The 23,899-nt window shown below is 66.7% G+C and carries 19 protein-coding genes; 10 read left to right on the forward strand and 9 right to left on the reverse strand.

Going from position 1 to position 23,899, the window contains the following annotated elements; all coding sequences use genetic code 11:
• Positions 1-8 precede the first annotated feature (8 nt).
• Positions 9-1,238 (reverse strand): 5-aminolevulinate synthase, encoded by a 1,230-nt coding sequence (hemA, locus tag PRL19_RS13820; protein WP_045999074.1) that lies wholly within the window; start codon positions 1,236-1,238, stop codon positions 9-11.
• Between the two features lie 163 nt (positions 1,239-1,401).
• Between hemA and PRL19_RS13825 the strand changes: the two genes are divergently transcribed.
• Positions 1,402-2,787: a M20/M25/M40 family metallo-hydrolase gene (locus PRL19_RS13825; protein WP_273743299.1), complete on the forward strand. Its 1,386-nt coding sequence runs from the start codon at positions 1,402-1,404 to the stop codon at positions 2,785-2,787.
• A 50-nt stretch (positions 2,788-2,837) separates the two neighbouring features.
• Here PRL19_RS13825 and PRL19_RS13830 read toward each other — a convergent pair whose 3' ends face one another.
• Entirely contained in the window at positions 2,838-3,449 is a 612-nt protein-coding gene (locus PRL19_RS13830) for a transglycosylase SLT domain-containing protein (RefSeq protein WP_045981225.1), read from the reverse strand.
• Positions 3,450-3,726: 277 nt separating this feature from the next.
• Between PRL19_RS13830 and gatB the strand changes: the two genes are divergently transcribed.
• Entirely contained in the window at positions 3,727-5,238 is a 1,512-nt protein-coding gene (gene gatB / locus PRL19_RS13835; RefSeq protein WP_045999072.1) for an Asp-tRNA(Asn)/Glu-tRNA(Gln) amidotransferase subunit GatB, read from the forward strand.
• A gap of 29 nt (positions 5,239-5,267) precedes the next feature.
• Entirely contained in the window at positions 5,268-5,576 is a 309-nt protein-coding gene (locus tag PRL19_RS13840) for a DUF4177 domain-containing protein (protein WP_045999071.1), read from the forward strand.
• Positions 5,577-5,579: 3 nt separating this feature from the next.
• Here PRL19_RS13840 and PRL19_RS13845 read toward each other — a convergent pair whose 3' ends face one another.
• From PRL19_RS13845 to recA, 4 genes are all read right to left on the reverse strand, one after another.
• Positions 5,580-6,374, reverse strand: a complete 795-nt coding sequence (locus tag PRL19_RS13845) for a class II glutamine amidotransferase (RefSeq protein ID WP_045981228.1) — start codon at positions 6,372-6,374, stop codon at positions 5,580-5,582.
• Positions 6,375-6,433: 59 nt separating this feature from the next.
• Positions 6,434-6,733 carry a DUF1330 domain-containing protein gene (locus tag PRL19_RS13850; RefSeq protein WP_045981229.1) on the reverse strand — a complete coding sequence of 100 codons (300 nt, stop codon included), beginning with the start codon at positions 6,731-6,733 and terminating at the stop codon, positions 6,434-6,436.
• Positions 6,730-9,381 carry an alanine--tRNA ligase gene (alaS, locus tag PRL19_RS13855; RefSeq protein WP_273743300.1) on the reverse strand — a complete coding sequence of 884 codons (2,652 nt, stop codon included), beginning with the start codon at positions 9,379-9,381 and terminating at the stop codon, positions 6,730-6,732. The genes PRL19_RS13850 and alaS overlap by 4 nt, the downstream gene beginning before the upstream one ends.
• 139 nt (positions 9,382-9,520) lie before the next feature.
• The gene (gene recA / locus PRL19_RS13860) at positions 9,521-10,600 is read right to left on the reverse strand and encodes a recombinase RecA (RefSeq protein ID WP_045981231.1); all 1,080 of its coding nucleotides are present in this window, start codon (positions 10,598-10,600) and stop codon (positions 9,521-9,523) included.
• A gap of 241 nt (positions 10,601-10,841) precedes the next feature.
• On the opposite strand from recA, the gene PRL19_RS13865 reads away from it, so the two are divergent.
• Positions 10,842-11,429, forward strand: a complete 588-nt coding sequence (locus tag PRL19_RS13865) for an alpha/beta hydrolase (protein ID WP_045981232.1) — start codon at positions 10,842-10,844, stop codon at positions 11,427-11,429.
• An 8-nt stretch (positions 11,430-11,437) separates the two neighbouring features.
• On the opposite strand, the gene PRL19_RS13870 is transcribed toward PRL19_RS13865, so the two are convergent.
• Positions 11,438-13,552 (reverse strand): ATP-binding protein, encoded by a 2,115-nt coding sequence (locus PRL19_RS13870; RefSeq protein ID WP_273743301.1) that lies wholly within the window; start codon positions 13,550-13,552, stop codon positions 11,438-11,440.
• Positions 13,553-13,615: 63 nt separating this feature from the next.
• Positions 13,616-14,764, reverse strand: a complete 1,149-nt coding sequence (locus tag PRL19_RS13875; RefSeq protein WP_273743302.1) for an RsmB/NOP family class I SAM-dependent RNA methyltransferase — start codon at positions 14,762-14,764, stop codon at positions 13,616-13,618.
• Between the two features lie 250 nt (positions 14,765-15,014).
• On the opposite strand from PRL19_RS13875, the gene katG reads away from it, so the two are divergent.
• Positions 15,015-17,201: a catalase/peroxidase HPI gene (katG, locus tag PRL19_RS13880; RefSeq protein WP_273744514.1), complete on the forward strand. Its 2,187-nt coding sequence runs from the start codon at positions 15,015-15,017 to the stop codon at positions 17,199-17,201.
• Positions 17,202-17,289: 88 nt separating this feature from the next.
• On the opposite strand, the gene guaB is transcribed toward katG, so the two are convergent.
• Complete coding sequence (gene guaB / locus PRL19_RS13885) at positions 17,290-18,738, reverse strand: IMP dehydrogenase (RefSeq protein ID WP_045981235.1); 1,449 nt, start codon at positions 18,736-18,738, stop codon at positions 17,290-17,292.
• A 211-nt stretch (positions 18,739-18,949) separates the two neighbouring features.
• Here guaB and PRL19_RS13890 point away from each other — a divergent pair, with 211 nt between their 5' ends.
• From PRL19_RS13890 to PRL19_RS13910, 5 genes are all read left to right on the forward strand, one after another.
• Positions 18,950-20,107, forward strand: coding sequence for an outer membrane protein transport protein (locus PRL19_RS13890; RefSeq protein WP_045981236.1), 1,158 nt, complete (start codon positions 18,950-18,952; stop codon positions 20,105-20,107).
• A 307-nt stretch (positions 20,108-20,414) separates the two neighbouring features.
• Entirely contained in the window at positions 20,415-21,278 is an 864-nt protein-coding gene (locus tag PRL19_RS13895) for an ATPase (protein ID WP_273743303.1), read from the forward strand.
• Between the two features lies 1 nt (position 21,279).
• Positions 21,280-22,206 carry a homoserine O-succinyltransferase gene (locus tag PRL19_RS13900; protein WP_273743304.1) on the forward strand — a complete coding sequence of 309 codons (927 nt, stop codon included), beginning with the start codon at positions 21,280-21,282 and terminating at the stop codon, positions 22,204-22,206.
• Positions 22,207-22,210: 4 nt separating this feature from the next.
• Positions 22,211-23,095, forward strand: coding sequence for a polyphosphate kinase 2 (gene ppk2 / locus PRL19_RS13905; RefSeq protein WP_273743305.1), 885 nt, complete (start codon positions 22,211-22,213; stop codon positions 23,093-23,095).
• A 58-nt stretch (positions 23,096-23,153) separates the two neighbouring features.
• Complete coding sequence (locus PRL19_RS13910; protein WP_273743306.1) at positions 23,154-23,897, forward strand: SDR family NAD(P)-dependent oxidoreductase; 744 nt, start codon at positions 23,154-23,156, stop codon at positions 23,895-23,897.
• Positions 23,898-23,899 lie beyond the last annotated feature (2 nt).

Here is a 23,899-nt window from a genome sequence, read left to right on the forward strand (position 1 = left end):
GGATTGCATTACGCGCTCAATTCCGCGCGATTCAGGGCACAGTGCGACCACAGTGCATCCATCGCCCGGACCAGGTGATCGATCTGCTTCGGATCGTGCACCGGCGACGGGGTAAAGCGCAGCCGCTCGGTCCCGCGGGGGACCGTGGGGAAGTTGATCGGCTGCACGTAGATGCCGTAATCGCGCAGCAGCATGTCGGACAGCGCCTTGCAATGCACGGGATGACCGACATGGACGGGCACGATATGGCTGCCGTGGTCGATGATCGGCATACCGAGCGATTTCAGGCGCATCTTCAGGATGCGGGCATGCAGCTGCTGCGCATCGCGCAGCTTCTGCCCCTCGGCCGTCTTCAGCAGCGCGATGGACGCCGCGGCCCCCGCTGCAACCGCCGGTGGCAGAGACGTGGTGAAGATGAACCCCGGCGCATAGGATCGGATCGCGTCGCACATCTTGTCGCTGGCCGCGATATAGCCGCCGAACACGCCGAACGCCTTGCCCAGGGTGCCGTTGATGATGTCGATGCGGTCCGACAGCCCGTCGCGTTCCGCGACGCCGCCGCCCCGTTTGCCGTACATGCCGACGGCATGGACTTCGTCCAGATAGGTCAGCGCGCCGAATTCGTCGGCCAGATCGCAGAACCCCTCGATCGGGCCGAAATCGCCGTCCATCGAATAGATGGATTCGAAGGCGATCAGCTTGGGCGCATCCGGGTCGTCCGCGGCCAGCAGCTCGCGCAGATGCGCCAGATCGTTGTGCCGGAAGATGCGCTTGGCGCCGCCATTGCGCTTGATCCCCTCAATCATGGACGCGTGGTTCAGCTCGTCCGAATAGATGATCAGGCCGGGAAACAGCTTGGGCAGCGTCGACAGCGTCGCGTCATTCGCGATGTAGGCGCTGGAGAAGACCAGGGCCGCCTGCTTGTCATGCAGGTCCGCCAGTTCGGATTCCAGGCGCTTGTGATAGACCGTGGTGCCGCTGATGTTGCGCGTGCCGCCGGACCCCGCGCCGGTGGCGTCCAGCGCCTCGTGCATCGCGGCCAAGACGGTCGGGTGCTGACCCATGCCCAGATAGTCGTTTCCGCACCACACGGTGATTTCCTGGCGTTCGCCGTCGGGGCGATTCCAGACCGCCTGCGGGAACCGGCCCTGCGCACGTTCGATGTCGATGAAGGTGCGATAGCGCCCTTCTTCGTGCAGACGTGCAAGGGCCTTGTCCAAGGCGACATCATATTTCATGGCGGGCGATCCCTTGCATAGCTGGCTGGGTGCGATCATTCTCCGACCGCGCGCTTTCTGCCTTGATAGAGGTCAAGGCGCAAAAAAAACAGGCCGAAAACGTCGCAATTCGACGAAAGGCGCAGGCAGAAACCTGAAATCGACACCGCAAGAGGTAGGAATCATGGGCGAACACGCAAGGCTGCAGGACATCCTGACGCATCTGGACCAGGGGTTGGAGGATGCGCTGGCACGGCTGATGCGTTTTCTGGAGATCCCGTCCATCTCGACCGATCCGGCGCATGCGGGCGATGTGCGGACCGCCGCCGAATGGCTGGCACAGGAACTGCGGGACCTGGGCTTCGACACCCAGGTCCACGACACGCCCGGCCATCCGATGATCACCGCCCGCAGCCCCCGTGGCGATGCGCGCCCGCTGCTGTTCTATGGCCATTACGACGTGCAGCCGGTGGATCCGCTGTCCCTGTGGGACCGCCCGCCATTCGAACCGGCGATCGAGGATACGCCCCAGGGACGGGTGATCCGCGCCCGCGGCGCGTCCGACGACAAGGGCCAGCTGATGACCTTCGTCGAGGCATTCCGGGCCTGGAAGGCCGTGCATGGCGCCCTGCCCACCGACCTGATCCTGCTGCTCGAGGGCGAGGAGGAGTCCGGCTCTCCGTCGTTGCGACCGTTCCTGATCGAACATGCCGACAGCCTGCGCGCCGATCTGGCGATGATCTGCGACACGGCGCGCTATGCCGACGGGCGGCCCGCCATCACCACGCAACTGCGCGGGCTGGTGGGACAGGAGGTCGTGATCCATGCCGCCGATCGCGACCTGCATTCAGGCAGCTTCGGTGGGCTGGCGGCGAACCCGATCATGATCCTGGCGCAGGCGCTGGCGGCGTTGAAGGACGACACGGGTCGCGTCACCCTGCCCGGCTTCTATGACGGCGTGGCGGATCTGTCGCCGGAGCTGGCGCGCGACTGGCAGGCGCTGAATTTCGACGCCGCCGACTATCTGTCGCGCGTGGGACTGTCCCAGCCCATCGGCGAACGGGGCCGCACCGCGTTGGAGATGGTCTGGAACCAGCCCACGGCCGAGATCAACGGCATCGCCGGCGGCTATGCCGGCGCGGGGTTCAAGACCGTTCTGCCGGCGACGGCGCGGGCCAAGGTCAGCTTCCGCCTGACGGGCACCCAGGACCCGCAGGCGGTGCGCCAGGCTTTCCAGGATCACGTGCGCCGCTTCGTTCCCGCCGATTGCCGGGTGGAATTCCACGACCACGGCGCCGGGCCCGCCAGCGTCATGGACATCAGCGATCCGGCGTTCGGCCAGGCCAAGGATGCGCTGACGCAGGAATGGGGCCAGGAGGCCGCCTATATCGGCGGCGGCGGGTCGATCCCCATCGCGGGCGATTTCAAGGAGCTGCTGGGCATGGATTCGATGCTGGTTGGATTTGCCCGCGACGACGACCGCATCCATTCACCGAACGAAAAGTACGACGTGGAAAGCTTTGCCAAGGGCGCGCGGTCCTGGGCGCGCATCCTGTCGGCTCTGCGCTGACATGAAAAAGGGGGCCCGATCCGGCCCCCTTTCCCCAACTTGATCCGGTCTCAGCCCTGCGCGCTGCAATAGCTTTGGCTGGAGGTCCAGGCGGCGATGTCCGCGCGCTTCTTGCTGCTGCGCATCGGCGCCCAGTCCCGCGCGACGCCGCGCCAGCCGTTGTCGTCGCGGGCGACGGCGTTGTCGCGTCCCACCTGCTGTGCGGCGATCTTGACCGCGCATGCCATGTTGTCGGCGCCGTTGCGGATGTTGCCGGTGCAGTCATAGTTGCGCCATGTCGCCGGCGCGATCTGCATCAGGCCGATCCATTTGCCACCGCCACCGGCGGCCTGCGGATTGAAGGTGCTTTCGTGCCGCGCGACGGCCGACAGCAGGCCCGCCCAGAACGCCTTGCGGCCGGTGGGGGCAAGCTGGCGATAGTTGGGGCAGAATTCCGCGATGTCATGGGGGACGCTGGACAGCATCGTCACGCCTTCGCGGTCAAGCGCCTCCATCGTGGCGCGGGTCCATTCGTCAGAGCCGTTGCGCTCTCCCCACCGCATCGGGGGCACCTGGGCCAGGGCCATCTCCTGTGCCTCGACCTGGGCGTCGGTCGGACCCGACGGGGTCGTGGAACAGGCGGCCACCAGGGCTAGGGCGGCAAGGGAAAGCGCGGCGCGCATGGTTACCTCAAAGGGTGGTTTCGTCGTCCTCTGCCATAGCGTGTGTCGAATATCCTGCAAGAAGAAGGATTTGCCTCGGCGGGAACCTGCCGCGACGCGAAAGGCAGATGGTCGGAAATCCGCCGACGGCCTTGGACGAACGCCGCCGTTCATTCGAATTTTACGCATTGCACGGCGCCCATGATGATTCGCGCGGCAGTGGCGGGCGGGGCCGTGACAATGCCGCAGCCTTGCCCTAAAACCGCCGCCAGACCGTTTGCCGCCAAAGAGGCCCGCCATGCTTGACCTGACCTTCACCGCCCCGCAGCCGAAAGTGATCCAAGGCGCGCAAGGCGATTGGGAGCTGGTGATCGGGCTGGAGGTTCACGCCCAGGTCGCATCGAACGCCAAGCTGTTTTCCGGCGCCTCGACCCGTTTCGGGTCCGAGCCCAACAGCAACGTGGCCTTCGTCGATGCGGCCATGCCGGGCATGCTGCCGGTCATCAACGAATTCTGCGTGGCGCAGGCGGTCCGCACCGGCCTTGGCCTGAAGGCCCAGATCAACCTGCGCAGCGCGTTCGACCGAAAGAACTATTTCTATCCCGACCTGCCGCAGGGCTATCAGATCAGCCAGTTGTATCACCCCATCGTGGGCGAGGGAGAGATCATCGTCGACATGGCCCCCGGCGTCGCCCGCCGCGTCCGCGTCGAGCGCATCCACCTTGAACAGGACGCGGGCAAGTCGATCCACGACATGGACCCGACCATGTCCTTCGTCGATTTGAACCGCACCGGCGTCGCCCTGATGGAGATCGTCAGCCGCCCCGACATCCGCGGCCCCGAGGAGGCCGCCGCCTATGTCGTCAAGCTGCGCCAGATCCTGCGCTATCTGGGCACCTGCGACGGCAACATGCAGAACGGCAACCTGCGCGCCGACGTCAACGTCAGCGTCTGCAAGCCCGGCGATTACGAACGGTTCCAGGAGACCGGCGATTTCGGCCATCTGGGCACGCGCTGCGAGATCAAGAACATGAACTCGATGCGCTTCATCCAGGCGGCCATCGACTATGAGGCCCGGCGCCAGATCGCGATCCTTGAGGATGGCGGAAAGATCGTCCAGGAGACGCGCCTTTATGATCCCGACAAGGGAGAGACGCGGTCGATGCGGTCGAAGGAGGAGGCGCATGATTATCGCTACTTCCCCGACCCCGACCTTCTGCCGCTGGAGATCGAGCAGGCCTGGGTGGATGACATCGCGGCATCCATGCCCGAACTGCCCGATGAGAAGAAGGCCCGCTTCGTGCAGGGCATGGGCCTGTCGGAATATGATGCGGGCGTGCTGACCGCAGAGGTCGAGAACGCCGACTACTTCGAGGCCGTGGCATCGGGCCGCGACGGGAAGATGGCCGCGAACTGGGTCATCAACGAGCTGTTCGGCCGCCTGAACAAGGAAGGTCTGACCATCGCGACCTCTCCGGTGTCCGCCGCGCAGCTGGGTGGCGTGATCGACCTGATCGCGTCGGACGCGATTTCCGGCAAGATCGCCAAGGACCTGTTCGAGATCCTGTGGACTGAAGGCGGCGACCCCGCCCGGATCGTCGAGGAACGCGGCATGAAGCAGGTCACCGACCTTGGCGCGATCGAAGCTGCGGTCGATCAGATCATTGCCGACAACCCCGCCCAGGTCGAAAAGGCGCGCGCCAACCCCAAGCTGGCGGGCTGGTTCGTGGGCCAGGTGCTGAAGGCCACCGGCGGCAAGGCGAATCCCGCCGCCGTCAACGACATGGTCGCCCGGAAACTGGCTCTGTGACCCTTATCCCATCGCGACAGGACGCCGACATGCGCTTTGAATATTCCGTCATCCCCGCGCCGACCAAGACGGAGAAGGCCCGCGAGGCAAAGACGCCGACCGATCGGTATGCCCTGTCGCTGACGGCAGAGCTGAACCGCATGTCGGCCGAGGGCTGGGAATACGTGCGCGCCGATGTCCTGCCAAGCGAGGAGCGCAGCGGCCTGACCGGGCGCACCACGGTCTATCATAATGTGCTGGTGTTCCGCCGCCCGCACAGCGTCGATCCTGAACTGCGCCGCCTGCCCCAGCCCGAGGCCGCGCCCGCGGCCCCCGATGCGATGACCGACCGTCCGTAAGGGTCAGGCGGCCGCGCTGAGCGGTTCGGGGCAGAACGGCACGACCTCGACCCGGCCACGCTCGAACGTGCAGAAGCTGCCGGGGGGAACCTCGGTCCAGTCCGCCTCGTCGCTCTCCAGCGGTTCGGACACGACGGCCCAGCCCTGACGGCTTTCCGACCACCGATGGTACAGCGACGGCGCCTGATCGTCGCTGCTGTAGCGCAGCGCGTACAGCCGCTCTCCGTCCGACAGGGCGCAGGCGGCGCGGACATGCGGTGCGCAGCCGCGCTGACGCGCCAATGTGCCCAACAGCCCAAGCGCCCGTTCCATCGCAACCTTGGGGTTCTGGTCCAGCCCGCATCCCAGGGCGACCAGGAACAGCGCCTCGCTGTCGGTCGCGCCCTTGCGGTGGGGATAGTATTCGTCCGGGATCAGCACGTCGGCATGACGTCGGAAGGCGTCATAGCCGCCGAACTGGCCATTATGCATGAAGCTCCATCGACCGACGGCAAAGGGATGACAGTTGTTGCGGCTGGTCGCCGTCCCCGTCGACGCCCGCACATGCGCCATGAACAGGCCGGACCGCACCTGCGCCACAAGGCTGCGCAGGTTCGGGTCGGACCAGGCCGGCATGACATCGCGGTACAGCCCAGGTTCGGGACGTTCGCCGTACCACGCGATGCCGAAGCCGTCGGCATTCACCGGCGTATGGCACCGCATTGCACCCTGGCTCTGCCGGATCAGCGAATGCGCTGGCCGGCTGACGATATCCTCCAGAAAGATCGGTGCGCCCAGATAGGCGGCCCAACGACACATGCCCTGCCCCTTCACGTCTCTTTTGTGACAGGACTAGCACGAAAGTCTGAAGGTTTCACCTATTCCGTGGGGGGTGCGGCCTCTTCCACGATTACAAGATCGCGTTCGCTGGCCCCTTTGGCATGCGCAAGCGCCGCCTGGTACTCGGTGCTGTGATAACAGGCAACGGCCGCATCAAGTGACGGGAACCGCGCGACCACGTGGCGGGCGCGGTCCGCCCCCTCCAGCACGTGATAGCGGCCGGCGCGGGCCAGGAACACACCGCCATGGGCGGCGATCGCAGGGCCCGCCGCCTTGGCATAAAGGCCATAGGCGTCCGGGTCCGTCACGGTCACATGGGCAATCCAAAGCGCTGTCATTTGCTGTCCTCGATGATCTTGCGGGCGTCCTGGAACGCCGTTTCCGCGGCCGCCAGAGAGGGCGCGCCACCCTGTGCCCGGTCGGGGCGGCCGCCACCGCCCTTGCCGCCCAGTGCCGCGGTCGCAGCCTGCACCAGCGCCACGGCACTGATGCGACCGGTCAGATCGGGCGTGACGCCCGCGGCCACGGTGGCCTTGCCGCCATCCTCGGCCAGCACCAGAACGGCGCCGCTGCCCAGGGATGCCTTCATCTCGTCGACCAGCGCACCCAGTTCCTTGCCGCCCACGCCATCGACCTTGCGGGCGATGAACTTGACACCCGCGATCTCCTCGGCCTCGTCACCGCCGCCCATCGCCAGCTGCCGCTTCAGCTGCGCGACCTCGTTGGCCAGCGCCTTGCGTTCGTCGGCCAGCGCGCGGACGCGGGTCACCACCTCGGCGGACTGCGCCTTGAGGATGCCCGCGATCTCGGCCAGGCGGCTGTCCGCATCGCGCAGATGCGCCAGCGCCGCCTGTCCGGTCAGCGCCTCGATCCGCCGGACACCCGCGCTGGAGGCCGCGTCGCCCAACAGCACGAACGCCCCGATATCGCCGGTCCGCGCGACATGCGTGCCGCCGCACAGCTCCAACGAATAGGTCGCCCCATCGGCGCCCTTGCCGCTGCCGGGCTGCGCGCCCATCGACACGACGCGAACCTCGTCGCCGTATTTCTCGCCGAACAGGGCCTGCGCCCCCAAGGCGCGTGCATCGTCAGGCGTCATGATCCGGGTCTCGACGGGGCTGTTCTGGCGCACATAGCCGTTCACCTCGGCCTCGATCGCCGCAAGCTGCTCGGCGGTGACCGCATGATTGTGGCTGAAGTCGAACCGCAGCCGGTCCGGCGCGTTCAGGCTGCCCCGCTGTGCGACGTGATCGCCAAGGGCCCCGCGCAGCGCCTCGTGCAGCAGGTGCGTCGCCGAGTGGTTCGCGCGGATCGCCGACCGGCGGTCGTGATCGACCGACAGCTGCGCCCCTTGGCCACGGCTTATCGTGCCCATCGTGACTTGGGCCTGATGGATAAAGACGCCGGCAACCTTCTTGGTGTCGGTGACGCGTGCCGCGCCCGTGTCGGTGCGGATCAGGCCGTGATCGCCGACCTGCCCGCCGCTTTCGGCATAGAAGGGCGACTGGTTCACCACGATGGCGACCTTGGCCCCCTCGCCCGCCTCGACCGCGTCGGCGCCGTCGATCACCAGCGCGGTGATCTGGCCCTCGGCCTCCTCGGTGTCATAGCCCAGGAACTCGGTGACGCCGTGCTTTTCGGCCAGCTCGAACCAGATGGTCGCATCCGCGGCCTCTCCGGAACCCGACCATGCGGCACGGGCCATGCGCTTCTGCTCCGCCATCGCCGCGTCGAACCCTTCGGTCTGCACCGCGCGGCCCTTTTCGCGCAGTGCGTCCTGGGTCAGGTCGAGCGGAAATCCGAACGTGTCGTACAGCTTGAACGCGGCCTCGCCCGGCAGGTCGGCCCCTTCGGGCAGGCGCGCCAGTTCGTCGTCCAGCAGGCGCAGACCCCGGTCCAGCGTCTGGCGGAACCGCGTTTCCTCGGACCGCAGGGTCTCCTCGATCATCGCCTGCGCGCGTGTCAGCTCCGGATAGGCCGCGCCCATCTGGCGCACCAATGCGGGCACCAGCTTGTGCATGACCGGGTCCTGCGCGCCCAGCATGTGCGCATGGCGCATCGCGCGGCGCATGATCCGGCGCAGCACGTAACCACGGCCCTCGTTCGAGGGCATCACCCCGTCCGCAATCAGGAAGCTGGTCGACCGCAGGTGATCCGCGATTACCCGGTGATGCACCTTGCCCGGCCCGTCGGGATCCGCGCTGCTCGCATGGGCCGAGGCCTCGATCAGCGACCGCATCAGGTCGGTGTCATAGTTGTCGTGCTTGCCCTGCAGCAGTGCGCCGATCCGCTCCAGCCCCATGCCGGTGTCGATGGACTGCATGTCCAACGCGCGCATCGAGCCGTCCTCGAACTGCTCGTTCTGCATGAAGACCAGGTTCCAGATCTCGATGAAGCGGTCGCCATCCTCGTCCGGGCTGCCCGGAGGGCCGCCGGGGATCTTGTCACCATGATCGAAGAAGATCTCGGTGCAGGGGCCACAGGGACCGGTCGGGCCCATCTGCCAGAAATTGTCCGATGTCGGAATACGGATGATGCGGTCGTCGGACAGGCCCGCGACCTTCTTCCAGATCTGCACGGCCTCATCGTCGGTGTGATAGACGGTGACCAGCAGGCGATCCTTGGGGATCGCGAAATCGCGGGTCAGCAACTCCCAGGCATGCGCGATCGCCTGGTCCTTGAAATAGTCGCCAAAGCTGAAGTTGCCCAGCATCTCGAAGAACGTGTGGTGCCGCGCCGTATAGCCAACATTGTCCAGGTCGTTGTGCTTGCCGCCGGCACGAACGCATTTCTGCGCGGTGGTCGCGCGGTTGTAGTCGCGCGTCTCGACCCCGGTGAACAGGTTCTTGAACTGCACCATGCCAGAGTTGGCGAACATCAGCGTGGGGTCGTTGCGCGGGACCAGCGGGCTGCTGTCCACGACCCGGTGGCCGTTCCTTTCGAAATAGCCAAGGAAAGTCGAGCGGATGTCATTCAGACTGGGCATGGCGGGCCTTCATCGCAAAAGTGTCTCCGGCCAAGCCGGGCTGCCGATGGTCTATCGCTCGGCCGCTGCCCTGTCCAGCAACCGGCATGCGAAAAGGCGCAGGGTCTCCCCCGCGCCCGTCGTCGTGATGGCAGCGACCTTATTCGGTCAGCGAGTCGTCGTCGCCGCTGTCCGACCCTTCGCCGACGCCGAATTCCAGGCCATGACTGGCGCGGATCTTGTCTTCGATGGCAAAGGCCACCTCGGGGCGGTCGCGCAGGAACTGCTTGGCGTTCTCGCGGCCCTGGCCGATGCGCTCGTCACCATAGGAGTACCAGGCGCCCGACTTCTCGACCACGCCGGCCTTGACGCCAAGGTCGATAAGTTCGCCGACCTTGCTGATGCCCTCTCCGTACATGATGTCGAACTCGACCTGCCGGAAGGGGGGCGCGACCTTGTTCTTAACGACCTTGACGCGGGTGGCGTTGCCCACGACCTCGTCGCGGTCCTTGACCGCGCCGGTGCGGCGGATGTCCAGACGAACGGAGGCATAGAACTTCAGCGCGTTGCCGCCTGTTGTGGTCTCGGGGTTGCCGAACATCACGCCGATCTTCATGCGGATCTGGTTGATGAAGATCACCATGCAGTTCGAACGCCCGATGCTGGCGGTCAGCTTGCGCATGGCCTGGCTCATCAGGCGGGCCTGGCTGCCCATCTGCATGTCGCCCATGTCGCCCTCGATCTCGGACTTGGGCGTCAGCGCCGCAACCGAGTCGACCACGACCAAGCTGACCGCGCCTGACCGCACCAGCGTGTCCACGATCTCCAGCGCCTGCTCGCCCGTATCGGGCTGGCTGATCAGCAACTCGTCCAGGTTCACGCCCAGCTTCTTAGCATATTGCGGGTCCAGCGCGTGTTCCGCGTCAACGAAGGCGCAGACGCCGCCCTTCTTCTGCTCCTCGGCCACGACATGCAGCGTCAGCGTCGTCTTGCCCGAGCTTTCCGGCCCGAAGATCTCGATGATCCGGCCCTTGGGCAGGCCGCCGATGCCGAGCGCGATGTCCAGACCCAACGACCCCGTCGAGGTCGACTCGATCTCGGCCACGGGATTGTCCTTGCCCAGCTTCATGATCGAGCCCTTGCCGAACTGCCGTTCGATCTGGGCCAGGGCGCTGTCCAGCGCCTTCTGCTTGTCCGCCGCGCGTTTGTCCGTCATGTCGAAGATGCTCGCCTGTGCCATGTGATCCCCACGTTATTTCACAGCCCTCCGGGCGGGGCAATCAATTCGACCGACCGGATGTTCTTGTCTTGTTCACCACTAGATGCGTCATCCTTAACCGGTTTTCAAGGATGTTGTGGACGATTGTCGATTCGTCTGCGCCAGCATCGCGCGGACAGGGTTAACAAAGCGTTTACAGCCTTTGGCGGGCCCGCTATCCAACGCCTCCGTGCATCTGCAACACCATGATCGGACGACAGGCATGCTGATATTTTGGGACCAGAGGCTGGTGTTTCTCGCCACGCCCAAGGCCGGCTCGACGGCGATCGAGGTTGCGCTCGAGTCGCTGGCCTCTGCGTCGCTGCTGCGACCGGACGCGCTCAAGCACACGGATATCGCCACCTATCGCCGTTTCGTCGGCCCGTGGCTTTCCGCGCAGACCGGTGCGGATTTCACCACGGTCGCCCTGATGAGAGAGCCGGTGGACTGGCTGCGCAGCTGGTACCGCTTCAAGCTGCGCGACGATCATGACGATCCGCGCCATGCCATGGACGGCATCAGCTTTTCCGGTTTCGCAACGCGTTACGCCGCAGGCCAGCACCCCGAAATCGGCAGCCAGAGCGCGTTTCTGACGGACGGCGATCATCGCGTCGACTGCATCTTCCGCTACGAGGACATCGCCAGCTTCGTGGATTTCCTGGAGACGCGACTTGATTGCGCGATCGAGCTGCCGCGCATCAACGTGCCGCCCAGTGTCGACGTCCATCTGCCCGAACCGGCCGAGGCGCAGCTGCGCCACGCGATGGCCCGCGACCTGGACGTATACGCGTCCTTGCACAGCCGCAGCTGATCCGCGCGTCAGTGCAGCCGGTCGCTGCCCGAGGGGCGCGTCAGCTGCATCTCGACCATCTGCGTCAGCTCGGTCAGCGTGAACGGCTTGGCCAAGAACGATGCGTCTGCAATGGGCACCTGTCCGTCCACAAAGATGTCCTCGGTATATCCGGACATGAAGATGACCTTGGCGGAAGGCAGCATCCGCCGCCCCTCGCGGACCCAGGTGGGGCCGTCCATGCCGGGCATCACGACATCGGTGACGAAAATGTCGACCGGACCGTCGCGCCCCTCCAGAAGGCTCAGCGCGGCCTCTCCCGATCCGGCCTCAAGGACGTCATACCCCTTCAGCTTCAGGGCACGCGCGGCAAACGCGCGGACCGGCGCCTCGTCCTCGACCAGCAGCACGGTCGCCTTGGGGCCGGTCTGCAGCTGCGGGGTGGGCCGGGGGGCCGAACGCGCGGCGGGAATCGCCGCGACCTGGGCGCGGGCATGGGCCGGGAAATAGAGCGAGAAGGTCGTCCCTTCGCTCAGCACGCTGTCACAGAAGATGAAGCCGCCGGTCTGCTTGACGATGCCATAGGCCGTCGAGAGGCCCAGCCCCGTCCCCTCGCCCGTGCGCTTGGTGGTGAAGAACGGCTCGAAGATCTTGCCAAGATGATCCGGCGCGATGCCGCAGCCGTGGTCGCGCACGATGATGCGGACATAGTCGCCCTTGGGCAGCGTGACCTGGTCGCGGGTCATCGCCTCGGACAGGTGAAGGTTTTCGGTGCGCACGGTGATGTCGCCGCCTTGCGGCATGGCATCGCGGGCGTTGACGACAAGGTTCATGATGACCTGCTCCAGTTGCCGCTTGTCGGCGCGGATGGCGCGCAGCGCCGGATCGTAGGTGATGGTCAGGCCCACCCGTTCCCCCACCAGCCGGTTCAGCAGGTGGGTCAGGTCGGCCAGCGTGTCTCGCAGGTCCAGCGTCTCCAGCCGCAGCGTCTGCTTGCGCGAGAACGCCAGCAGCTGTCCGACCAGCGCCGCCGCGCGGTTGGCGTTCTGGCTGATCTGGTCCAGGTCGGCATAATCCGGATCGCCCTTGTCGCGCTTGAGCATCAGCAGGTCGCAATGCCCGCTGATCGCGGTCAGCAGGTTGTTGAAATCATGCGCGACGCCGCCCGCCAGCTGGCCGATGGCCTGCATCTTCTGGCTTTGCACGAACTGCGCCTCCAGCGTCTTGAGGGCGCTGGCATCGGTCAGCACGGCGATCATGCGGCCAGCCTCGGCCGGATCGCGCGCCAGCGACAGCTGGAAATAGCGGTCGCGCATCTCTCCCTGGCGGCTGTCGGGGTGGCGCAGGCGCAGCATTTCCGTTCCGTTGGTGGCGCGCCCGGCGCACATGTCGGAAAGCCAGTCCGCCAGCGGGCGCCCGGGTCCTTCCAGCAGTTCGGCCAGGTTCTGGCCCTCGTCCGCCAGCATGCCGTCCAGCAGATGACGGGCCGCGGCGTTGGCGCGGCAGATGCGGCCGTCGGTCGCCAGACGCAGCAGCGCGACGGGAATGGCGTCGAAATCATCGGCGGGGGGCTGGTCCTCCTCCATCGCCAGGGCCAGTTCGAACCCGTCAGGCTGGACCCCGGCGCGGTGCAGCGACCAGATCTGCAGCGGCGCGTCGGGCAGGCAGGACAGCGACAGGATCTCTCCCTCGGCCAGTTCCAGATCGGCATTGCCCACCCGCAGCGCACGGGCGGTCAGGTCGGCCAGCTGCCCTTCGGCATCGGCGCGCAGGCGCGCGATCAGCGACAGGACCGGGCGACCGGTCAGGTCCTCGAACTCGGTCCGGGCGGCCTCGTTCTGGAACAGCACCTGGCCGCGGGCATCGCACATCCAGATCGGGTCGGCGGCTGTCGCCACCTCTCCCCTGATGGCGCGCAGGGCCTTGCGGGCCGATAGTCCGCGCGCCAGATGGCCCACGGCGACCGCGCCTCCCAGCAGGTACCACGCCACCGCGACCGTCGAGGCAAGCACGGCCGCCGTCCCGGTCGCGGCGCCCGGTCGCGCCATCAGCACGGCCGCCCCCAGCACCATCGGCGCCAGCAGCAGCGGCAGCGCCGCTAGCGCCCCGCGCGGCAGGCCCGCCTGTTCGTCAAGATGCGCCATCGCGAATCGTCCCTTGTTCCGTCCGATCCTGCGCAGGGTAACGTGGCTTTGCTTAAATTTGCGTTAACCCTGTCGCAGCTGGGCCAGAAAGAACCCGTCGCCCCCGGTCAGGGGTGTCCATGCCTGCTGGTCGATGCGCCGGAAACCGGGATGGCGCGACAGGAACGCGTCCACCTGATCGCCGTTCTCGGCCTCAAGAACGGAACAGGTCATGTAGGCCAGCAGACCGCCGGGCGCGAGCAGTGCCGCCACCTGATCCAGGATGCGGGCCTGCAGCGCCACGAGGTCGCTCAACTGCGCCGCGGTCAGACGCCATTTCGCGTCGGGCGTCCGCCGCCATGTCCCTGATCCGGAACAGGGAACGTCGGCGACCACCAGGTCGAACGTCCCGCGCGGCTGCGTCTGGATCTGGACCTTGGCCCCCGCGCGGGCGGCGCGGGCGGGCAGATCGGCCATGCGGGCCGGGGCCACGTCATGGGCGGACACCTGCATGCCAGGCTGCCGCGCGGCCAGGGCCAGCGCCTTGCCGCCGCCCCCCGCGCAATAGTCCAGGACCCGCAGGCCGGGAGCCAATGACAGCCGCGCGCAGGCCATCTGCGGCGACAGGTCCTGCAACTCGACCAGGCCGTCCAGATAGGCGCTGGACCGCGCGACCAGGCGGTCGCCCGACACGACCCGCAGGGCCGATGCAAGCTGGGGTGCGGCCTCGACCGTGATCCCGTCGGCGGCCAGCACCGCCGCCGCCTGTTCGGGCGTCGCGCGCGACCCGTTCACGCGCAGCCAGACTGGCGCACGCTGCGTCATGGCCAGCGCCACGGCATCGGCCTGATCGCCCAGGGCCTGCCGCCAGGCCGGGCGCAACCAGTCGGGCAGGTCGTCGGGCAGCGGGTCGGGGGGAACCACGGCGGCCTCGGCCTCCGTCAGGGGTGACGGTGCGTGGCCTTCTCCGGTAAAGATCGCGTCCAGCGACGGACCGGATTGGCGGACATGGCCGATCATCAGCCCCCGCCCCGTCAGACCCCCGCCCAAGGCGGCAAGACTGTCTCGCTGCCGCAGGGCACCGAAGACCAGATCGCGCAGGGCGGCCCGGTCGCCCGACCCCGCAAAGCGACTGGCACGCGACCAGCGCAAAAGCGCCTGTTCCGCGGGGCTGCCGGCAAGGATCTGGTCCAGAACGGTGATGGCGGCGCTGATGCGGGCGGCGGGCGTCACGATGTCGCCCGTCCGAAAAGGGTGTGATGGGTCATGGGTGCCCTTGGCTGATCTGTCAGGTCATTTGCCTATCATGATGACAAAGGACCGGGCCAGCCCCATCAGCATTCCTGACGGTGTCGATCAGTTAATCGAAGTTTACCTGATGCGTTGACCAAGCTACTGTCTGGCCATGACGAATCGCCCGCGATGCGACCGGTCCGCGGAATGCCGCCGGACCGCCCGCATGGCCCGCAAGATGGAGATGATGATGGACGGCAACCCGATGAACAGCGCCGGCAAATGCCCGGTGATGCATGGCAGCCATACCTCGACCGCGGCGTCGAACACCGACTGGTGGCCCAGTGCGCTGAATTTCGACATCCTGCACCAGCATGACCGCAAGACGAACCCGCTTGGCCCCGAATTCAACTATCGCGAACAGCTGAAGTCGCTGGACGTCGAGGCGCTGAAGAACGACATCCGCGCCCTGATGACCGACAGCCAGGAGTGGTGGCCCGCCGACTGGGGCAGCTATGTCGGCATGTTCGCGCGCGTCACCTGGCACGCGGCGGGGTCCTATCGCCTTGGCGACGGTCGGGGCGGTGCGGGCACCGGCAACCAGCGTTTCGCGCCGCTGAACAGCTGGCCCGACAACAACAACACCGACAAGGGTCGCCGCCTGCTGTGGCCGATCAAGAAGAAGTACGGCAACAAGATCAGCTGGGCCGACCTGATCGTGCTGGCCGGGACCATCGCCTATGAGCAGGCGGGTCTGAAGACCTTCGGCTTCGCCTTTGGCCGCGAGGACATCTGGCATCCCGAGAAGGACATCTACTGGGGCGCCGAGAAGGAGTTCTTGGAGGGATCTGAAAGCCGCTATGCGGACGTGACCAAGCCCGACACGATGGAGAACCCGCTGGCCGCCGTGCAGATGGGCCTGATCTACGTGAACCCCGAGGGCGTGAACGGTCAGCCCGACCCGGCGGCCACCGCCCAGCACATCCGCGAGACCTTTGCCCGGATGGCCATGAACGACGAGGAGACCGTCGCCCTGACCGCCGGCGGCCACACAATCGGCAAGAGCCACGGCAACGGCCGGGCCGAAAACATGGGCGCCGAGCCAGAAGGCGCGGCGCTGCACGAGCAGGGCCTGGGCTGGAACGCGCAGGAAGGCCGCCGCGGCATCGGCCGCGACCAGATGGTCAGCGGCATCGAGGGCGCCTGGACCAGCAATCCCACCAAGTGGGACATGGGCTATTTCGACATGCTGTTCGGCCATGAGTGGGAGCTGCGCAAGTCGCCCGCAGGCGCCTGGCAGTGGGAGCCCGTGGACATCAAGCCCGAGGACATGCCCGCCGATGTCGAGGATCCGTCGATCCAGACCATGCCGATCATGACCGACGCGGACATGGCGATGAAGGTGGACCCCGTCTATCGCGCCATCTGCGAGAAGTTCATCGCCGATTCGGCCAGCTTCGACGACGCCTTCGCCCGCGCCTGGTTCAAGCTGACCCACCGCGACATGGGTCCCAAGGCACGCTATGTCGGGCCCGACGTGCCGTCCGAGGACCTGATCTGGCAGGACCCGGTTCCCGCCGGCCGGACCGATTACGACGTCGAGGGCCTCAAGGCGCGAATCGTGGCGACCGACCTGACCGTGGCCGAGATGGTGGCCACGGCCTGGGACAGCGCGCGGACCTTCCGCGGGTCCGACCTGCGCGGCGGTGCCAACGGCGCCCGCATCCGTCTGGCCCCGCAGAAGGACTGGGCCGGCAACGAACCCGAGCGTCTGGCCCGCGTCCTGTCCGTCCTGCAGCCCATCGCCGATGAGGCCGGCGTCCCCCTGGCCGATGTCATCGTGCTGGCTGGCAATGTCGGCATCGAGAAGGCCGCGCAGGCGGCGGGCCACGCGATCACCGTGCCCTTTGCCCCCGGCCGCGGCGACGCGACCGATGAGCAGACCGACGCGGCATCCTTCGACGCGCTGGAGCCGGTGCATGACGGGTTCCGCAACTGGCTGAAGGCCGATTTCGCCGTCAACGCCGAGGAGCTGCTGCTGGATCGTGCGCAGCTGCTGGGCCTGACCGCGGCCGAGATGACCGTCCTTCTGGGCGGGCTGCGGGTGATCGGTGCCAACCATGGCGGGTCCAAGCTGGGTGTGCTGACCGACCGTGAAGGCGCGCTGACGCAGGACTTCTTCGTCAACCTGACGGACATGGCCAACCGCTGGACCAAGGCCCAAGGCGACGCCGAGGTCTATGAGATCCGCGACCGCAAGACTGACGCCGTCCGCTGGCAGGCGTCGCGCGTGGACGTGACCGTGGGCTCGAACTCGATCCTGCGCAGCTATGCCGAGGTCTATGCTCAGGACGACAACGCCGAGAAGTTCGTCCGTGATTTCGTCGCCGCCTGGGTCAAGGTGATGAACGCCGACCGCTTCGACATCGCGGCCTGATCCGGCAGGGGTGCATCCGTGCGCCCCGACCGCCCATGACAAAGGCGGCCTCCTTGCGGGGGCCGCCTTTTCGCTGTGAGGCCGACGTTCAGCCCAGACGGTAGTTCGGGCTTTCGCGCGTGATCTGCACGTCGTGGACGTGGCTTTCCTTCAGCCCTGCCCCGGTGATACGGACGAACTGGCAGTTGGTGCGCATCTCGGCGACAGTGGCACAGCCGGTATAGCCCATCGCGGCGCGCAGGCCGCCGACCAGCTGGTGCACCACGGCGTTGGCCGTCCCCTTGTACGGCACCTGCCCCTCGATCCCCTCGGGGACCAGCTTGTCGCTGGCCGCGTCCTTTTGGAAATAGCGGTCGGCCGATCCGCGCGCCATCGCGCCCAGCGAGCCCATCCCGCGATAGGACTTGAAGCTGCGGCCCTGGTACAGGATCACCTCCCCGGGGCTTTCGTCGGTGCCGGCGATGGCGCTGCCGACCATGGCACAGCTGGCGCCCGCGGCGATGGCCTTGGCGAAATCGCCGCTGAACTTGATCCCGCCGTCAGCGATGATCGGGATGTCGCCCGCACCGGCCACGGCATCCATGATCGCGGTCAGCTGCGGCACTCCCACGCCCGCCACGATCCGCGTGGTGCAGATCGAGCCCGGCCCGATGCCGACCTTGACCGCATCCGCGCCTGCGCCGATCAGCGCGCGCGTAGCCTCGGTCGTGGCGACGTTGCCGGCAACCACCTGCACGCCCTCGCGGAACGCCTTGACCCGTTCGACTGCGCGCGCGACGCCTGCGGAATGGCCGTGGGCCGTGTCGATCACGACCATGTCCACGCCGGCCTCGATCAGCGCGCAGCTGCGCTCGAAGCCTTCGTCGCCCACGGTGGAGGCTGCCGCCACGCGCAGGCGGCCCAGGTCGTCCTTGCAGGCCTGCGGGTTCAGCACGGCCTTTTCGGTATCCTTCAGCGTCAGAAGGCCGGTCAGCTTGCCCGACCCGTCGGTGACCAGCAGCTTTTCGATCCGGCGCGCCTTCATCAGGCTGATCGCCTCGGCCCGGTCGGCCGGTTCGCGCAGGATGGCCAGGTTGTCCGACGACATCATCGCCCGCACCGGGGTGCGCATGTCGCTGGCGAACCGCATGTCGCGGTTGGTCACGATCCCCAGCACGCGTCCGTCCGCATCGACGACCGGAAAGCCGGTGACGTTGTATCGGTCCTGCAGCGCCTTGGCATCGGCCAGGGTCTGGTCCGGCGTCAGGGTGATCGGGTTGTAGACGATGCCGCTCTCGAACCGCTTGACGCGGCGGACCTCGTCGGCCTGCTGCTCGGTCGTCAGGTTGCGGTGGATCACGCCCATGCCGCCGGCCTGCGCCATCGCGATGGCCATGCGGCTTTCGGTGACCGTGTCCATGGCGGATGACAGCAGCGGAATGTTCATCCGGATCGACCGGGTGACATGGGTGGTCACGTCAGCGGTCGAGGGAAGCACCGTCGATGCTGCCGGAACCAGTAGAACGTCGTCGAATGTGAGGGCCTCACGAATCTGCATGGGGGGTGTCCTTGCGGCAATCTCGTTTGGCAGTTTCCCCTTTCACGCCCTGTCCGCTTTGTCCAGCCCGCACGCAGGCGTTGCACGGACGACACGGCATACGGGCAGACATGACGCGGACGTCACGTCAGCGTGTTTGGGTAATTGATCGATAACGTTCGTGCGCTACGGTGGGTTCCGGGGGCGGTTCGCCCGACCGAGGGAGGATGACATGAAATTCGCAATCACGAGCATGGCCGCGCTGCTGGCGGGAACCGCGCCACTGCTGGCCGGGGGGATCGAACGCGCGCCCCAGTCACTGAACATCCTGTTCGAACAGGGCAATTACGCGGAACTCAGCTTCGGCGGCGCCGACCCGACCGTCGAAGGCCCGGACAGCCCTCCCGTGGGCGCACCGATCCCGCAGCGTGACACGGGTGACGTGGCAAACGGCTATGGGTTCGTGGGCCTGGGCTACAAGCACCAGTTCAACGACGCGCTGTCGGCCGCATTGATCATCGAACAGCCCTTCGGCGCGGACGTGACCTACACCCCTGCCGCCGATGGGGGATCGTTCCTGCTGGGCGGCACCCGAGCGCGCGTCGATTCGACGACCGTCACCGCCCTGATGCGCTACAAGCTGCCCAATAACCTGTCCTTCCATGGCGGCCTGCGCGGCTCGCGCGCCGATGCCGAAGTGACGCTGAGCGGCGCGGCCTATGGTCCGATCAGCGGCTACAACGTGCAGTTGGACCAGGACTGGGGCGTCGGCTTCGTGGTCGGTGCAGCCTATGAGATTCCCGACATCGCGGGTCGCGTCTCGCTGACCTACAACTCCAAGGTCGAACATCAGTTCGACACGGTCGAGAGCGTGAACGGCACCATCCTGGGACGTTCCACCACGACCGTCGACACCCCGGAATCGCTGACCCTCGAAGCGCAGACCGGCGTCGCTGCGGACACGCTGGTCTTCGGCAGCATCCGCTGGGTCAACTGGTCGGAGTTCACCGTGAACCCGCGCATCTTCTCCCGCGCACCCACCGCGACGGATCCGCTGGGCTTCAACGTCACGGACGGCCTCGTGTCGCTGGAGGACACGACGACCTATACGCTCGGCGTCGGCCGCAAGTTCAACGAGACATGGTCCGGCTCCGCAGCGCTGGTCTACGAGCCAGAGAACGATGATCTGGTCTCGCCCCTGGCGCCGACCAACGGTCGCCTCGGCCTGACGCTGGCCGCCGTCTACACCATGGACAACATGAAGATCACCACGGGGATCAACTACTCCAAGCTGGGCGACGCGCGTCCCCAGACCGGCGGCGAACCCCGTGCACAGATGGAGGACAGCGACCTACTGGGGATCGGCATCCGCATCGGCTACAGCTTCTGATCGCCGCCTGACCGTTCTTCATCACCGATCGGCCCTGTCTCCGTGACAGGGCCGTTTTTCGTTGGACGTCAACCCTGTGGTGGTGGGCGGCGACATCGTCCAAACGCCCCTGCGCCGGGGCCAGGCCGACGATGCGCAACGAACTGGCGGAATATCGTGACGGCGGGGGGTCCGGGGGGCTGGCCCCCCGGCCTGCGCGGGACGCACAGCGTCCTGCGCGACGCGGCTTGGTACGCCCGTGCGGTCGGCCTCTTTCCATGCCGCACGCATGCGATTACCTAGGGGCCGAGCAGGGAAAGGGCATCGGATGATCTATGGCAGCGCGGATGAATGGCGGGCCGCCGCGGGCAAGCGGGTCGTGCTTTTCGGCATGTCCGGCCTAGGCAAGACCTATCTGGCCTCGATGCTGCGGGACACGGGCGACTGGTTCCACTACAGCGTCGATTACCGGATCGGCACGCGCTACATGGGTGAATACATCGCCGACAATTTCAAGCGCGAGGCGATGAAGGTGCCGTTTCTGCGCGAATTGCTGATGTCTGACAGCGTGCATATCGCCAGCAACATCACCTTCGACAACCTGGCGCCGCTGTCCACCTATCTGGGCAAGCCCGGCAGCCCGTCGCGCGGGGGGCTGCCCTTCGACGCCTATTGCCAGCGCCAGGATCAGCATCGCCGGGCCGAGATCGCCTCGCTTCTGGACACCCGACATTTCATGGACCGCGCCGGCGACATCTATGGCACGCCGCATTTCGTCTGCGACAGCGGCGGCTCGATCTGCGAGGTCGTGAATCCGGACGATCCCGACGACCCGGTCCTGACCGCCCTGTCGCGCGACCTGCTGCTGGTCTGGATCAAGGGCAGCGACGCGCATACCGCCGAACTGGTCCGCCGCTTCGACCGCGCGCCGAAGCCGATGTATTACCAGCCGCAATTCCTAGAACGCGCCTGGATCGCCTATCGCGTGGAAAAGGGGCTGGAGGCTGACCAGGTGAACCCCGATGACTTCATCCGCTGGACCTATGCCCGGGCGCTGGCCCATCGCCAGCCGCGCTATGAGGCGATGGCCCGGCGCGGCGTCACCATCCTGGCCGAGGAGGTGGCGCAGATCCGCACCCCTGACGACTTCACCGACCTGATCGCGACCGCCATCGCGCGCAAGGATAGCTGACATGCCCATCACGTTGAACGAAAGCCTGCCCGCCTATCGCATCCTGTCCCAGGAAGGGGTGATGGTCATGTCGCCGGGCCGTGCCGCGACCCAGGACATCCGTCCCCTGCGCATCGCGCTGCTGAACCTGATGCCCAAGAAGATCCAGACCGAGAACCAGTTCGCCCGGCTGATCGGCGCCACGCCGCTGCAGATCGACTTTCAGCTGATCCGCATGTCGGACCATGAAAGCCGTAACACCGCCGCCGACCACATGGAAAGCTTCTATCGACCGTTCCGCGACGTCGAGGCCAGGGGAGAGAAGTTCGACGGCCTGGTCATCACTGGCGCACCGATCGAGCATCTGCCGTTCGAGGACGTGACCTATTGGGACGAACTGACCCGCGTCTTTGCCTGGACGCAGACCCATGTGCATTCGACCTTCGGGGTCTGCTGGGGCGGCATGGCGATGGCGGCGCATTTCCATGGCCTGCCCAAGCATCCCCTGCCCGCCAAGGCGTTCGGCTGTTTCCGGCACACCAATCTGGCGCCGGCCTCGCCCTATCTGCGCGGGTTCTCGGACGAGGTGCTGGTCCCGGTCAGCCGCTGGACCGAGGTGCGTCAGGACGACGTCGACGCCCGCCCGGCGCTGACCACCCTGCTGGCCAGCGCCGATGTCGGGCCCTGCCTGCTGGCCGATCCGGGGCACCGCGCCCTCTATGTCTTCAACCATTTCGAATATGACAGCACCACCCTCAAGGAGGAATACGACCGGGACGTCGCGGCGGGGAAACCGGTGAACGTGCCCGCCAACTATTATCCCGGCGACGACCCGACGCGGGCGCCCGCGAACCGCTGGCGCAGCCATGCGCACCTGCTCTACGGTAACTGGATCAACGAGATCTATCAGACGACATGGTACGACATGTCGCGCATCGGAGAGGGCTGAGCACATGGGCGCCGAACTGCCGGACCTGCCCCTGGTGGGCAAGATCACCGCCTATCTGCAGGACGAGGCCCCCGCGCCGATCCGCAAGGCGGTTCAGAAGGCGTCGTCCAAGGACATCCTGGACCCGGACTTCCCCTACAGCGCAGAGATGCCCAAGGCCGAATACGAACCGCAGATGGCTGCATTGCAGATGCAGCTGGTTCGCATGATGCATGACGTGATCGACAGCGGAAAGCGGCTGGTGGTCCTGTTCGAGGGGCGCGACGCCGCCGGCAAGGGCGGCACGATCGAGCGCGTGCGCGAAAACCTCAACCCCCGGTCGGCCAGCATCGTGGCCCTGCCCAAGCCGAACGAGCGCGAGGCGGGCCAGTGGTATTTCCAGCGCTATGTCGACTGGCTGCCCGGCGCCGGAGAGATCGCCCTGTTCGACCGCAGCTGGTACAACCGCGGCGTGGTCGAACGGGTCTTCGGGTTTTCGACCGACACGCAGCGCGCGGCGTTCTTTCGCCAGCTGCCGGGGTTCGAACAGATGCTGGTCGACGACGGGATCATCCTGGTCAAGCTGTGGCTGAACGTGGGCCGCGCCGAACAGCTGCGTCGCTTTCTGGACCGCGAAAAGGACCCGCTGAAGCAGTGGAAGCTGAGCGGCATCGACGTGGACGGTCTGGCCCGGTGGGACGACTATACCGTGGCGATCCGCGACACGCTGGCGGCGTCCCATTCGCCGATCGCGCCCTGGACCGTGATCCGGTCGGACGACAAGCGCCGCGCCCGGATCGCCGCGATCCAGACCATTCTGGGCGCGGTCGATTACGCAGGCAAGGATCCGACCGCCATCGGAACGCGCGACCCCCTGATCGCCGGCGGGCCGGAACTGCTGCGCGACTGATCTTGGCGCGCGCGCGCCCACGTGCCAGAACCCGACCGGAACATCCTGGGAGGGGATCATGGATCTGTCGAACTGCCGCGCCGTCGTGACCGGGGGCGCATCCGGCCTGGGCGCCGCCACCGCGGCGCATTTTCGCGACATGGGGGCGCAGGTCACCGTGCTGGACCGCGACCCGGCGGGGGCCGAAGCCGCATCCGCCATCGGCGCGCATTATGCCGTGACAGACGTCACCGACGAGGCCAGCGTGACGGCGGCGCTGGATCATGCCGTGGCGCGGATGGGGGGCATCGATGCCTGCGTGAACTGCGCGGGCGTGGTGGTGGGCGAAAAGACCCTGGGCCGCGACGGTCCGCACCGTCTGGACAGCTTTCGCCGCACGATCGAGGTCAACCTGATCGGCAGCTTCAACGTGCTGCGCCTGGCCGCCGAACGCATGGCCGCGAACGGGCGCGCCCAGAACGGCGTGATCGTGAACACGGCGTCCATCGCCGCCTTTGACGGGCAGAAGGGCCAGGCCGCCTATGCCGCCTCCAAGGCCGGCATCGCGGGCATGACGCTGCCGCTGGCGCGCGATCTGGCGGGACAGGGCATCCGCGTCTGCGCCATCGCACCCGGCATCTTTGGCACGCCCATGCTCAAGGGCCTGCCCGCGGACGTGCAGGACAGCCTGGCGGCCGAGGTGACCTATCCCAAGCGGCTTGGCGATCCGACCGAATTCGCGCGGACCTGCGCCTTCATCGTCCAGAACGACTATCTGAACGGAGAGACGATCCGCGTCGACGGCGCGTTGCGGATGCGCTAGGC

The sequence above is a fragment of the Paracoccus marcusii genome, from assembly GCF_028621715.1.
Lineage (GTDB): Bacteria > Pseudomonadota > Alphaproteobacteria > Rhodobacterales > Rhodobacteraceae > Paracoccus > Paracoccus marcusii.